This is a genomic window from Acinetobacter sp. ANC 5600, from assembly GCF_002018395.1.
Lineage (GTDB): Bacteria > Pseudomonadota > Gammaproteobacteria > Pseudomonadales > Moraxellaceae > Acinetobacter > Acinetobacter amyesii.
Window position 1 is genome coordinate 14,113 of record NZ_MVKW01000011.1, and the last position, 14,497, is coordinate 28,609.

The 14,497-nt window shown below is 40.1% G+C and carries 12 protein-coding genes; 7 read left to right on the top strand and 5 right to left on the bottom strand.

The genetic code is table 11. The annotated features are described in order from the left end of the window. The first annotated feature begins 138 nt into the window (after positions 1 to 138). Genes purT through dapC form a run of 3 tightly spaced genes read left to right on the top strand, consistent with a single transcriptional unit; the run spans position 139 to position 5,243 of the window. A complete protein-coding gene (gene purT, locus B1201_RS15805; protein ID WP_171263820.1) occupies positions 139 to 1,353 on the top strand; it encodes a formate-dependent phosphoribosylglycinamide formyltransferase in 1,215 nt (404 codons plus the stop codon). A gap of 29 nt (positions 1,354 to 1,382) precedes the next feature. After that, positions 1,383 to 4,049, top strand: a complete 2,667-nt coding sequence (glnD, locus tag B1201_RS15810; protein WP_078194366.1) for a [protein-PII] uridylyltransferase — start codon at positions 1,383 to 1,385, stop codon at positions 4,047 to 4,049. Between the two features lie 24 nt (positions 4,050 to 4,073). Continuing rightward, complete coding sequence (gene dapC / locus B1201_RS15815) at positions 4,074 to 5,243, top strand: succinyldiaminopimelate transaminase (RefSeq protein ID WP_078194367.1); 1,170 nt, start codon at positions 4,074 to 4,076, stop codon at positions 5,241 to 5,243. 365 nt (positions 5,244 to 5,608) lie between these two features. Here the strand turns inward: dapC and B1201_RS15820 are convergent, their stop codons facing one another. The 3 genes from B1201_RS15820 to msrB form a co-directional block, all read right to left on the bottom strand. Next, entirely contained in the window at positions 5,609 to 6,118 is a 510-nt protein-coding gene (locus tag B1201_RS15820) for a hypothetical protein (protein WP_078194368.1), read from the bottom strand. Positions 6,119 to 6,230: 112 nt separating this feature from the next. Further along, positions 6,231 to 6,719, bottom strand: a complete 489-nt coding sequence (locus B1201_RS15825) for a glutathione peroxidase (protein WP_078194370.1) — start codon at positions 6,717 to 6,719, stop codon at positions 6,231 to 6,233. Further along, entirely contained in the window at positions 6,716 to 7,135 is a 420-nt protein-coding gene (gene msrB / locus B1201_RS15830; RefSeq protein WP_078194371.1) for a peptide-methionine (R)-S-oxide reductase MsrB, read from the bottom strand. Before msrB ends, B1201_RS15825 begins: the two co-directional genes overlap by 4 nt. Positions 7,136 to 7,363: 228 nt before the next feature. Between msrB and B1201_RS15835 the strand changes: the two genes are divergently transcribed. Then, positions 7,364 to 8,794 carry a pyridoxal phosphate-dependent aminotransferase gene (locus tag B1201_RS15835; protein WP_078194372.1) on the top strand — a complete coding sequence of 477 codons (1,431 nt, stop codon included), beginning with the start codon at positions 7,364 to 7,366 and terminating at the stop codon, positions 8,792 to 8,794. Between the two features lie 230 nt (positions 8,795 to 9,024). Then, positions 9,025 to 10,200, top strand: coding sequence for a YbfB/YjiJ family MFS transporter (locus tag B1201_RS15840; RefSeq protein ID WP_078194373.1), 1,176 nt, complete (start codon positions 9,025 to 9,027; stop codon positions 10,198 to 10,200). A 301-nt stretch (positions 10,201 to 10,501) separates the two neighbouring features. Here the strand turns inward: B1201_RS15840 and B1201_RS17020 are convergent, their stop codons facing one another. Both B1201_RS17020 and icd read right to left on the bottom strand, forming a co-directional pair. Continuing rightward, positions 10,502 to 10,657: a hypothetical protein gene (locus B1201_RS17020; protein WP_171263821.1), complete on the bottom strand. Its 156-nt coding sequence runs from the start codon at positions 10,655 to 10,657 to the stop codon at positions 10,502 to 10,504. Positions 10,658 to 11,062: 405 nt separating this feature from the next. Next, a complete protein-coding gene (icd, locus tag B1201_RS15845) occupies positions 11,063 to 12,316 on the bottom strand; it encodes an NADP-dependent isocitrate dehydrogenase (protein WP_078194375.1) in 1,254 nt (417 codons plus the stop codon). 189 nt (positions 12,317 to 12,505) lie between these two features. Between icd and B1201_RS15850 the strand changes: the two genes are divergently transcribed. Together B1201_RS15850 and B1201_RS15855 are read left to right on the top strand one after the other, a co-directional pair. Beyond that, entirely contained in the window at positions 12,506 to 13,294 is a 789-nt protein-coding gene (locus B1201_RS15850) for an rRNA large subunit pseudouridine synthase E (RefSeq protein WP_078194376.1), read from the top strand. A gap of 141 nt (positions 13,295 to 13,435) precedes the next feature. Beyond that, positions 13,436 to 14,464, top strand: coding sequence for an ELM1/GtrOC1 family putative glycosyltransferase (locus B1201_RS15855; RefSeq protein ID WP_078194377.1), 1,029 nt, complete (start codon positions 13,436 to 13,438; stop codon positions 14,462 to 14,464). The last annotated feature ends 33 nt before the right edge of the window (positions 14,465 to 14,497 follow it).

The window sequence follows — 14,497 nt, forward strand, 5'->3', positions numbered from 1 at the left end:
ACAAATAAATAATTACACGAACGCTTACCCATAAAGATATAAAAAAAATTGTTGGACAATATCATTTATTTATGTGAACACTCGCTTATCTCTCGAACAAGTTCTGCTATGCTTAAATTCCCATAAAATCAAGCATGGATGATTTACATGAGCGTCACTATTGGTACTCCACTTCAGTCTTCAGCGTATAAAGTCTTACTTTTAGGTTCTGGTGAACTCGGTAAAGAAGTTGTGATTTCATTGCAACGTTTGGGTGTAGAAGTTCATGCTGCCGATCGTTATGACCATGCTCCTGCCATGCAAGTTGCACATTTTTCTCATACTTTAAATATGGCAGATCCTGAGGCACTTAAAGCTTTAATTTCTCAAGTGAAGCCTCATTTGATTGTCCCTGAAATTGAAGCCATTGCGACTCAAGTTTTGGTCGAGATTGAAGAACAAAATATCGCAACAGTAATCCCATCAGCAAAAGCTGTAAACCTGACGATGAACCGTGAAGGGATTCGCCGTCTAGCTGCCGAAGAGCTTGGACTCCCAACTTCAGCCTACCGATTTGCCAATACCCTTGAAGCGTTCCGTGCTGCATGCGATGACATTGGCTATCCAAATTTTGTTAAGCCTGTCATGTCGTCTTCGGGTAAAGGACAGTCACGTGTAAAAAGCTTTGATGAAGTCGATGCTGCTTGGGAATATGCACAAACAGGTGGACGTGTAAATCAAGGTACAGTGATCGTAGAATCACAAATTGACTTTGACTTTGAAATCACCCTGCTGACTGTTCGAGCTAAAAATGCAGAAACAGGTGAAATTGAAACATCATTTTGCGACCCGATTGGCCACCGCCAAGATGCTGGCGACTATGTAGAAAGTTGGCAGCCACAACTCATGACTGCTCTTGCATTAGAGGAAGCCAAGCGTATTGCAAATAAAGTAACCATTGCATTAGGTGGATGTGGCATTTTTGGGGTGGAACTGTTTGTCAAAGGCGATAAAGTATGGTTTAGTGAGGTATCACCTCGTCCACACGATACAGGCCTTGTCACGCTTGCATCGCAATTCCAAAGCGAATTCGAACTGCATGCACGTGCCATTCTTGGTCTGCCTGTGAATACTGCTCGACACAGTACTGCTGCGAGCGCAGTCATCTATGCAGGCGTGGATGATACCAATTTATCATTTACTGGCTTAAATCTTGCTTTGGCTAATCCAGACACCGATTTACGCCTCTTTGGTAAACCAGAAGGCTTTAAACGTCGCCGTATGGGCGTAGCAACAGCACGCGCTGAAACCACAGATCACGCGCGTGAACTTGCTCAACATGCTGCACAACAAGTCAGTGTTCAACAAAACTAAGTTTGTAACACCTTAACGGACCACTGTTCATGATCAATACGCTTCCTCTGCTGAATTACATTAAAAGTAACCACGACATTCAGGCGATTAACCAATGGCGCTCAGATGTTGAAAATCAGCTACAGGAATGCTTTGAAAATGGACAGTCGATTCGTGATGTGATTTTGGCTCGTTCGAATCTAATCGATGAAGCCTTAAAGTTCTTATGGACACATGCTGAACTCGACCAAACCGATCTCGGTTTATTTGCTGTCGGTGGCTATGGTCGCCGCGAAATGCTGCCTTACTCCGACGTCGATATCATGATTTTGTCCGAAGATGAAATCAGCCCAGAACAAGAAAAACTCATCTCGAGCTTTATTTCAACTCTGTGGGATGTTGGTAATTTCAAACCGGGCATCAGTGTACGTACTATTAACGATTGTGTTGCTCAAGCCACCAATGATTTAACCGTGGCAACAGCGCTGATCGAAGCACGTTTGATTGTGGGCAATGAACACCTAGCTAAATGGCCACGCCGTATCGTGTCACAGACATGGACGGATAAAACCTTCTATGATGCCAAAATGCAAGAGCAAGCCAAACGCTATGCTCAACATAACAATACCGAAAGCAACTTAGAACCCGATATTAAAAATGCGCCCGGCGGTATCCGCGACATCAACCAAATCGGATGGATTGCTAAGCGTCATTTCCGTGTCAATCGCATCTATGACCTTGTACATTTAGGTTTTATTTCAGAGTTTGAACTGGGTGTTCTTGAAGAAACAGAAAGCTTTCTTTGGGAAATCCGCCATCATTTACATCGCTTAACCAAGCGCGACGAAAACCGATTATTGTTTGATTATCAACGTGACATTGCTGCTAAATTTGGCTATCAGCGCGAAGAAGGTAAATCACCGAATTATCCAATCGAACAGTTCATGAAACGTTACTATCGTAGCGCTCAGCAAGTGACGACGTTAAATGAAATGCTCTTGGCTTATTTTAATGAATCTGTCATTACGCCACGCTTACCTGACTATGAACGTAAGATTGAAGAGATCAATGCTAACTTCAAATTAGTTGATGGCAAATTGGCAGTACAGCATCACAAAATTTTCTCTGAAAATCCAAGTGCTATTCTAGAAATTTTCTACCTCTTGGCGAATCGTCCAGAAATTGAAGGCATTCGTGCCCGAACTTTACGTTTATTGTCACTTGCGGCAAAACGTATTGATCAAAACTTCCGTGACAATCCTTCACATCAAGCCTTATTTATGGCAATCATTCGCTCACCCTACCGTTTATATGACACCATGGTGGCGATGAAACGGTATGGTGTGCTCGGCAACTATATTCCTGCCTTTGGGCAAATCATGGGACTCATGCAATACGACTTGTTCCATATTTATACTGTCGATGCCCACACCCTCTTATTACTACGTAATTTAAACCGTTTTAAAGAGCCTGAATTTGCTAAAGACTTCCCTGTCGTTAGCTCCGTATTCCAACGACTGGCGCGCCGTGACATTGTTTATTTAGCGGCAATTTTCCATGATATCGCCAAGGGTCGCGGCGGTGACCACAGTGAACTTGGTGCAGCAGATGCAATTGAATTCTGCCGTACCCATGGGTTTACTGAACGTGAATGCAACCTTGTCGCATGGTTGATTCAAAACCATCTATTGATGTCCGTTACTTCTCAGAAAAAAGACATTTCCGATCCAGATGTGGTGAAAGAATTTGCTGAGAAAATGGGCGATATGGAGCATCTCGACTATCTCTATACCTTGACAGTTGCCGATATTAACGCAACCAATCCAACGCTTTGGAATACATGGCGTGCATCCCTCATGCGCCAACTGTATACACAAGCGCGTGATGTGATTCGTTCTGGTTTGGGTCGTCCTGTAGATTATCCAATGCTGATCGAAGACACTAAATTTGCGGCCAGTGAACTATTAGTCAACGATTTTTCACTCTACGATGTAGAAACTGTTTGGCAAGAACTCGGTGATGAATATTTCCTGAAAGAATCTGCCGATGAAATCGCATGGCATACGCGTGCCATATTAAAGCATGGCAATAATGCAGAACCATTGGTACTGATGCGAGCACATCGCAAATTTGCACAAGATGCGGTACAGATCTTTATTTACACCCAAGATCAGCCTAACTTGTTTGCAACAACAGTGGCAATTTTGGACAGAATGAACTTAGACGTTCAGGATGCTCGGATTATTACTGCATCCACTGCATTTAGTTTGGACACCTATGTTGTACTTGACCGTTTTGGCACCTTATTAACAGATCCAGAGCGTGAGCAAACCGTTATTGAAGCGCTTAAAAAAGCCTTAAGCCAATCTGACAAGTACCCAGGCCTGATGCAACGTCGCATTCCACGTCAACTGCGTCATTTTGATATTGAAAATACCGTGAGTATTTCTTTTAATGAAGCGCTTCAACAAAATATGGTTGAAATTGCGACACTTGACCATCCGGGCTTACTTGCTAAAGTCGGTGGTTTATTTATGATGCAAGGCCTAGATATTCACTCTGCGAAAATTGCAACGCTCGGTGAACGTGCTGAAGATATTTTCTATGTCACTAAAAAAGATGGCTCACCTATGAGTGATTCAGAAGCGGAAACGTTTGCTGCACAGTTAAAGTCAGCACTCGATGAAGCTTCGAATCAGGTTTGTAGTCATCATTAACTTAAATTGATCGGTATCCATTCCATGAACTCCAGTTTGTCATTATTGCACCCTTATCCATTTGAAAAGCTAAATAAGCTATTTCAGGATGTGAAACCCGCAGATTTGCCTTTGATTCCCCTATCGATTGGTGAACCAAAGCATCCTGCACCGGAGTTTGTGAAACAGGCCATTATTGATAATTTTCAGCACTTATCCACTTACCCAAACAGCAAGGGTTTACCTGAGCTCCGCACAAGTATTGCAAATTGGTTAACCCGTCGCTTTAAACTCAATAGCATCAGTGCAGACACCAACGTCCTGCCTGTGTCAGGTACACGTGAAGCGATCTTCTCGTTTGTACAAGCTTTGGTTAAACGTGAAGACACCCCTTATGTGGTGATGCCAAATCCGTTTTACCAAATCTATGAAGGCGCAACTTTACTTGCGGGTGCAGAACCTTACTTCATCAACTGTACAGAAGAAAATAACTACCTTGGCGACTTTGACGCTGTGCCAGCTGAAGTTTGGGAAAAAACCGCTTTACTGTTTGTCTGCACACCGGGTAATCCTACAGGTGCGGTACTTTCTAAAGAACAGTTTAAAAAACTGATTGCTCTGTCTGACCAATATAATTTTGTGATTGCGTCGGATGAATGCTACTCAGAGCTTTGGTTTGATGAAGCACCTATTGGTCTGCTTGAAGTCTGTGCTGAAATGGGCCGTGATGACTATAAAAACTGCGTGGTATTCCACTCACTGTCTAAACGTTCTAACCTACCGGGTATGCGCTCTGGCTTTGTGGCAGGTGATGCTGCGCTTTTAAAACCTTATTTACAATACCGTACTTATCATGGCGCTGCGATGCCTGTTCAACACCAGTTGGCTTCAATTGCAGCTTGGGATGACGAAGCACACGTCGAAGAAAACCGCGTACAGTACCGTGCAAAATTCGAATTATTCCAACGCGAATTGGGTCACTTACTGCCATTACAAAAACCTGATGCAGGGTTCTACTATTGGTTAAAAGTGGATAATGATGAAAGCTTTGCCAAAATGCTTATGGAAAAAGCACACGTTAAAGTGCTTCCAGGCCGTTATTTATCGCGTGATACGGCACAAGGTAATCCGGGTGAAAACCATGTCCGGTTAGCCCTTGTTGCTGATATTGCCCAATGTGAAGAAGTGATTCGTCGCTTAAAAGCAGTACTTTAATTGATTTAAAGTGTTTTGCTTAAAACAAAAAATGCCCCAGATTTGGGGCATTTTTATTTGAGTCATTTCTTAACAATCATTCAGAGCAAATCATCTAGCAATAATTATTTATAAACTATCATTAAGAAATCATTGAACACTATTAGAAATCAAATGTTGCACTCAATTTAAATGTTCGAGGTTCTCTCACTGTTAAACGCTGTATGAAAAATAAGTATGGTCATAACGAATTGTTGTAAAGCGTATAGATAAACAGACACTGAAAGGTTTTAGTTAGTTGCAAAATAATATCTTTCATTATCAATTAGATGCACCAGTAATAACAGATCATTTATGGAACTTAAAATTTGCCTTCTGCTATAAGCTTATTGAGGTGGATGAAGAGTAAATTCATGTTCAACGGTATAACTGAGATTTTTATCAACCATCGGAATAGGTTCAAGTCGCGCAACTAATAAGGATTTTTGTACTTTTTGATCAAAGTTTTTAGAGCCTGAACTTGCAATGAGTTTTGAGCTACCAATATAGCCTGTTGCAGCAATCACAGTGAGCTGTAGTTTGACAGGTTGCTTATATGTTTTCATCTCAGACGCAGACAGCACATATTGCGGTGCATTTACCCAAGAGACTTCATACATTTTCGGTTTTACATGTGGATCAATTACATCTGCAACACGCGTAGGTTGGTATTCTTTTATAGGTGTTTTTAACAATTGCAATAATGCGTTGACCCGAGCATCTGTAGTACGGTCTAGATTGCTTGCAACAACAGACATTTTTGTAGGTTCAGATGCACTTGGAGTGCTATCTGCCCAAGCTAACCCCACAAATACGAGTAAAAAAAACGTTAAAACACAAATTCGACGTTTAACCATCTGCTTAAACAATGTTATGACCTTCAAATAAAGACACTTCAGTATAAAACATCCAAAAAATAAAGACGCTTCCGCGCCTTTATATCAACCTCAGTTCGGCCAATGATTCACTTCATTTTGACTGAGCCAAAGCTTTTTCAATATCTTCATTCAATGTTTCAGGCTTGGTCGTGGGTGCATAGCGGTTTAAGACCTGACCATTTTTTCCAATTAAAAACTTCGTAAAATTCCACTTAATGCCATTTCCCAATACGCCTTTCGAGTTATTGGTTAAATAACGGAAAATCACATGCGCTTCAGGGCCTTTTACATTCACTTTGGCAAACATCGGGAAAGATACGCCATAGTTTTTTTGACAAAACGCGCCAATTTGATCATTCGAACCCGGATCTTGTCCGCCAAATTGGTTGCATGGAAAACCTAAAACCTCAAAACCTTGATCTTTATACTGTTCGTAAATTTTCTCCAAACCAGCAAATTGAGGAGTAAACCCACATTTACTAGCGGTATTTACAATTAATAAAACCTTGCCTTCATAATCTGCAAAGGATTTATTACTTCCGTCCAGTAATTCTGCTTCAAACTGGTGAATGGTGGTCATGGATAAGTTTCCTCATCATTTTTTTCTTTTGTTTCTAATTCTAAGGATGCCGAATTAATACAATAACGTAATCCAGTCGGCTGTGGGCCATCAGTAAAAACATGCCCTAAATGTGCGTCACAATGATGACAAACAATTTCTGTTCTGACCATACCGTGTGTCGTATCTACATTTTCTTCTACTGCAGCAGGTTCAATCGGCTTATAAAAGCTTGGCCAACCACAACCGCTATCATATTTTGTTTCAGAAGAAAAAAGCGGCTCCCCGCAACATCGACATACATACGTGCCAGCTTGTTTCGTATTCCAATATTTTCCAGTGAAAGCTTGCTCCGTGCCTTTCTGACGCGTTATGCGAAACTCTTCTGGCGACAATTCTCTTTGCCATTCTCTTTCTGTTTTATTGAGTTTTCCCATGATGACGTCCCTTTATATCGTGGTATTTAAAATAGGATAATCCTATATTTACGTCATTCAATCTTAAATTTCTAGTCTTTATTCAACAATTTACAAAATCTATATAATGACCCAAAAAGCAAAAAGTAAGCAAATATAAAATCGTGGTGAGCAAAATACAAAATTAAATGCTTTTTTGTGAGCACCTTTAGTGATAATCTTAGCGCTACTCTTGCTCAGGATTAAAAAATGTCGCAGAAAAAGAGCGTAATTTTTAAAAATCTGCTGCCCGTGATCAAACAATATCAACAGGCAGGGTTTACGCATGAAAAAATAGTTGCTTTACTCAGAGACGAACATCATCTCGATTTAGTAACGACCGAGACATTTAAAAGCTATTTATACCGTTATGCAAAAGTGACCTCCACTCTTTCCGAGAATATAAAAATGCCGAATACCTTTAACACCCCACGCGAAATTAAGAAATCGTCTAAGCTCGAGCATGTTTGCTACGACATTCGCGGACCTGTGTTACGAGCGGCCAATGAGATGGAAGAGGCTGGCCATAAAATTATTAAATTAAATATTGGTAACCCTGCTCCTTTTGGTTTTGAAGCACCTCAAGAAATTATTAACGACGTGGCACTCAACCTGCCTAATGCAATTGGTTATACCGACTCAAAAGGCATCTTCCCTGCGCGTAAAGCGATTTGTCAGTATTATCAACAAAAAGGCATCTTAAACATGCACGTCAATGATGTGTATGTCGGAAATGGCGTATCTGAACTGATTGTGATGGCAATGCAAGGCTTGCTCGACGATGGCGATGAAATGCTAGTGCCTATGCCAGATTATCCGCTTTGGACAGCGGCAGTTAACCTTTCTGGCGGTACTGCTATTCACTATAAATGTGATGAAGAAAATTTCTGGTATCCAGATATTGCCGACATGGAAAGTAAAATCACTCCGAATACTCGCGGTATCGTGGTGATTAACCCGAACAACCCAACAGGTGCAGTTTACCCACGTCATGTGCTTGAGCAAATTGTGGCTCTTGCGAAGAAATACGACTTAATTTTGTTTGCTGACGAAATTTACGACAAGATCGTTTATGACAGTATTGAACATGTTTCTGTTGCGTCATTGTCAGGCGATCAGCTGTGTATTTCTTTCAATGGCTTATCTAAAGCATATCGAATTGCCGGTTACCGTTCGGGCTGGATGACAATTACAGGCGATAAATCACGTGCGCTAGACTACATTGAAGGTTTGGACATGCTGGCGTCGATGCGTCTCTGTGCCAACCACCAAGCGCAATATGCGATTCAAACAGCTTTAGGCGGTTATCAATCGATTAATGATCTCATCCGTCCGGGCGGTCGTTTATATGAACAACGCAACATTGCTTGGGAAATGTTGAATGATATTCCGGGTGTATCTTGTGTGAAACCAGAGGGTGCTATGTACTGCTTCCCTAAATTGGATCCTGAAATTTACCCAATCCAAGACGATGAGAAATTCATGTTAGATTTCCTCCGTGCTGAAAAAGTACTTTTGGTTCAAGGTACAGGTTTTAACTGGCCGACACCTGATCATTTCCGTGTGGTGTTCTTGCCTGCTGAAAATGAACTACGTGAAGCACTCACTCGTTTAGGTCGTTTCTTGGCGAAAATGCGTTAATTCATAAGTGCTTTAAAAATAAAAAACCGTACGCCATGTACGGTTTTTTATTACTGTATCTTTAAATTTGATTTCTTACTGTACGCACACCACAGCTATCTTTTTGAATAGTTAAGTTTTTAAGAATTAATTTTTAGCTTAGACCTTAGTCAAAACTTTAAGATCTGTTGATTTTTCTATAGCCTATTCATGTTATTTTTTAACCAATCATAAAAATACATGAGTACAGGATGTTCTCTAACAAAATTAAACTGAGCCTATTTCTCTGTCTAAGCATGTGCCTAGGCATCGGGATATTACGTTTTTCCTATACCGCACTCCTCCCTTCAACCCGTGAAGCATTTGGTTGGAGCCCAAGTTTTGCCAGCATCTTAGGCAGTGCCAATTTGCTCGGCTACTTGATCGGTGCATTTTGGGCCATGAAATTACCCCAAAATAAAAGTATGGTGAGCTACATCCAACTCGCAGCTATTGCAGGGACACTCAGTTTACTCAGTTGTGCATTTTCAGGTTTTTCAGAACTTTGGTATAGCACTTGGCGCGTTATTTCAGGGATCAGCGGCGGCTTACTAATGATCCTCTCCCCAAGTGTCGTGGCCCAATGTTCACAACTTCAAGACCGCTTTAAAATCAACTTTATTGGTTTCAGTGGTATTGGCTTAGGGGTGTTAATGGCAACGCTATTTTTGCCTTACATCCAAGATATTTCGACAATGTGGGCTTGGTTGATTTTGTTTTCTTTTTCAGCCCTGATTTGTATTTTAATCAGCGTGCTTTTGAAGAGTTTTAAATCACAGCTCACAACACTCACTGCAATTCCAGCTGTAGAACATAAAGTCGACGAAATTTTCTATTGTCTCTTAATCGTGTATAGCACCAGTGCTTTTGCTTACGTGCCGCATTCATTATTTTGGATTGACTATTTAACTCACACCCTACACCTCAGCCCGATCGGGATCAATTTCAATTGGATTTTATATGGTCTAGGGAGTGCTTTAGGGGCATTTGTTGCTTACTGCCTAGCACAAAAACTGGGAAATATTAGCGCTCTTAAAATTTTATATAGCTGTTATGTCTTCGCGATTTTTATAGCGATTATTAATATCCATCCACTTTTTACTTTTTTATCTTCTTTTGCGACAGGCTTGCTCAATCCAGCAGTGGTTTTTCTCACCTCTTATACCATTTTGCAAATCTATGGTAGCGCCTATAAAAAGCTCTGGAGCATTGCAACTCTGTGCTTTGCATCTATTCAATTGATCGGTGGTTTAAGCTTTAGTTTTTTACAGCGAATTGGTATTGATTATTCACAGCAATTTATTTTGGCCGCATGCGTACTCTGCATTGGAACAATGCAACTCTTTTGGTTCACTCGAACAGCAAAATTAAGTAAGCATCTCGTCTAGGTAGATCACAAGACATTCAACTACATCACCAATCATGTATATAAAGAAAAGACCTATTTAAATAGGTCTTTTCTTTTTGATAAATCGTGAATGGACTAAGCTTTTTTCAGCTTTTTCTTTAACTTTTTCAAAGCAGAATTATGCTTTGAAATTTTGTTCAACCTCGCTTTAATTTCCTTTTTAAGTGATTTGGTTTTCTTAGACAAATTCATCTCCTTCTCGTCTACGTATAAAACTTAAATTTCGATCAATTAACAACCATTCGGCCAAATGAACTTTGATTCACAAAGTATTTCGCCTATTAACGATGTTGTTGACGCTGATTTCGTTGATGCGGCTGTTGTTTCTGTTTCTTTTGGTCTTGTTGCTGTTGCTGTTGCTGTTGCTGTTGCTGTTGCTGATCATTTTGCAGCTGTTGATCAGTTTGTTGGTTTTGTTGATGCTGTTTACGAGACATTTCATTTCTCCATATCATCATAAGTGTCACAATGTACTGTTACTAGATGTACATCTACTAAAGGACAACAACCAATGTACCGCTAATTTTCATGGAACCAACCCGATAAATGTTTCGAATTACGTCATTGTAAAATTTCTGGAGAATAATTAATTTGAAATCAATCCCCCTCTATTTTCTGCATTACTTAAGTTCACTCGAATAGTGTGGTTTTAAACTTTTAGTAACATGACAAGCATGCCAGACCATCTGATTGATTGCATGAAGTCACCTTTTGAGTGCTGTTTTTTGAATGGTATTGAGAAGCTATGATTCTGTGTTTTTAATGTTTAGTCCTAAAAAAGAACTGAATCATTCAGTCCTTTTTTCACCTAGCATTTTTTACACCTAGATTGGCAAATAAAGTTAGTCCATATGCTCAATGATGGCTTGTCCAAACTCCGAACAACGCAAGAGTTTTGCACCTTGCATGAGTCGTTCAAAATCATAGGTCACTGTTTTGGCTTCAATCGCCCCTGCAATACCTTTAATAATTAGATCTGCAGCTTCTGTCCAGCCCATATTTCGCAGCAACATTTCTGCAGACAGAATAATAGAACCTGGGTTTACTTTATCTTGACCCGCATATTTAGGCGCTGTGCCATGTGTCGCTTCATATACTTGCACAGCGCCACCAATATTGGCACCCGGTGCAATACCAATACCGCCAACTTCGGCCGCCAAAGCATCTGAAATATAGTCACCGTTTAAATTTAGGGTAGCAATGACTGAATAATCGGTCGGACGCATCAGAATCTGCTGTAAAAAAGCGTCTGCGATCGCATCTTTAATCACGATCTCTTTGCCAGTTTTCGGATTTTTTATTTTGACCCAAGGACCTCCATCTAGCAATTCACCACCAAAGCGCTCAAGTGCGACTTCATAACCCCACTCTTTAAACGCACCTTCGGTATATTTCATGATATTGCCTTTATGCACTAAGGTGACATTCGGCTTATCGTTATCAATGGCGAATTGAATAGCTTTCCGAACCAAACGCTGAGAACCTTCTTTAGATACAGGCTTAATACCGATACCGCAATTTTCCTCAAAGCGAATCTTAGTGACGCCCATTTCCTCTTTGAGAAATTTGATCATTTTCTTGGCTTCAGGCGAATCTGCTTTCCATTCGATCCCTGCGTAAATATCTTCTGAGTTCTCTCGGAAGATCACCATGTCTGTACGTTCAGGATGCTGAACAGGTGAAGGAACGCCCTTAAACCAACGTACTGGGCGCACACAGACGTAGAGATCTAATTCTTGACGTAGTGCAACATTTAGCGAACGAATACCGCCACCGACAGGCGTCGTTAACGGCCCTTTAATTGAAACCACAAATTCGCGTAAAGCCTCAAAGGTTTCTTCGGGCATATAGGTGCCATAAATTTTATTGGCTTTTTCACCACAATAGACTTCCATCCATTCTATGGCACGTTTTCCACCATAAGCTTTTTGTACTGCGGCATTCACCACGGTTTTCATCACTGGAGTGATATCAACACCAATACCATCGCCTTCAATAAATGGAATAATTGGATTATTGGGAACATTGAATGATAAGTCTGAATTTACTGTAATTTTTGTCCCATCCACTGGAACGACGATCTTTTGATAACCCATTTTTATGATCCTCCCTGAGAAGCGAGTGAAAAAATAATTGCTGTTTGATAAGACTTTTAATTGCGCTTCACGCATAATACTCTAAAGCAAATCTACCTTTTTTGAGATTTAGATGGGAAATAACTGCATTTCCCTATTGAATAAATCTTAACCAATTTGAATTATTGTATTTAATAGAAGTTATTTCCTATGAAAATCGTCATCTTAAACAAGCCATATGACGTGCTCTCCCAATTCCGTAAAGACGAAGCGCATATGACCATATCTGACTTCGTGGACGATCCTAGTCTACGTATTGCAGGTCGTTTAGATATGGACTCCGAAGGTTTGGTATTTTTAACCGATCATGGTGGTTTAAATCAGTACATCACCAATCCTGAAAATAAAAAGTTCAAAACCTACTTAGTGCAAGTCGATGGCGACATCACAGAAGAAGCGCTTGAACAATTACGTAAAGGCGTTGAGCTAAAAGATGGTATGACTTTGCCAGCCAAAGCCATTAAAGTGCAACAGCCAGAATGGTTATGGGATCGTGATCCTCCTGTACGTTTCCGTGCAAACATTCCAACCTCTTGGGTTGAAATCCAAATTTGCGAAGGCCGTAACCGTCAAGTTCGTCGTATGACTTCAGCAGTAGGTTTCCCGACTTTACGTTTAATTCGTACACGTATTGGTGCCATCGATTTAGTTCAATTGGGTTTAGAACCAGGTGAAACCAAAGAAATTGAGCCTTTACTGTACCCTGACTTTCAAAATGTACCTGCAGAAGAACCTTACCGTTCGCGCTCTTATGTGAAAAAACCAGGCGGTACAGGTGGTAAGCCAATGGTTCGTAAGAATAAAGATGGCTCAGTGAAAAAGTCAGGTACAAAACGTATCTGGCAAATGGATGAGAGCGAAAAACCCAAACGCCGTACCAATGGCACAACTCGTCCGAATACTAAAGCCCCTCGTGGCCGCGGTCGTAACGGACGTTGATAAAAAGCTTCAAAAATGGCCTACAATCTACGTAGGCCTTTACATTTTTTTATAAACCTAACAATTATTTAAGATTATTTTCATATTTCGACACTATAATAAGTTATAACAATATAAACGTTGATTATTTGAACTTCAAAAATGAGCAGCACATCTACACACAATAGAAGCAAAGTATTAATTATTCATGACAACCGAATTGGACATTTAAATCCTGCTCTCGCTGTGAGTGAAATGATTGAGAAGCGCTTTTATCTACAATCTGAGCAGTTTGCAATTCCTACTTTACCTAAGCGTACAGTGAGCGTTTTTAAGAAACTGTCTAATTTCCCGAATTTGTTTCGCACGCTCGGGCGTTTATACTTTAAATTCTTGCCAAGAAATTTAGAGCATACCGACGTTATCGTCTGTTCAGGTATGCCTAATTTAATTTATGCCGCTTATTTATCTCAACGTTTCAATATCCCACTTATTTATGCAGGCGGTACACGTAAATTTAATTGGCGACTTATTGATTGGACTATTACAACGATTCCAGAAGATCATTCTGGTAGACAAATCATTATTCCTACAGGTGCTGTACCTTCTAAAATTACTCGCTTAGCGCATATTCCGTCGAATCATGAAGCATGCCTGTTAATTGGTGGACCGACAAAAGAGTACCCTTTTACCCATCAAGACTTTGAAGAGATGATTCAGCAATTTGTTCAATTCGCAGATCACCATCAAATTCAGGCGTCAGTCGTATGTTCTCGTAGAACACCTGCGTTATCAGAACATGTGATTCAAATGTTAAAAGATAAAAATATTGAGCTTGTGAATACTTGTTCTAAAACTTCTATTTGCGATGTGTTAAAGCGAAGTGAATATATTTTTGTTACTGAAGATAGTGCAACGATGTTATCCGAATCAATCCAAACCGGTCGCATTGTTATTTCAGTTTGTCGTGAATATTCTGAAAAAGATGAAATTATTCAAAATTATTTAGATCTCGAATTAATACAACGTAAAACTATTGGGCAGATTACTGAAGCTGCATATATCAAGCCAAAATTAAATGCTCAACATATTGAACAAATCGTGACTCAACAACTTGCAGAAGATTTGAGGGCAAAATCTCAAGAACTGAGTTTTTATAAATGTCATGCAAAAAAAGCTGTTATCTATTAATTAAAAATTTTATTCGATAGAAATTAAAGCTCA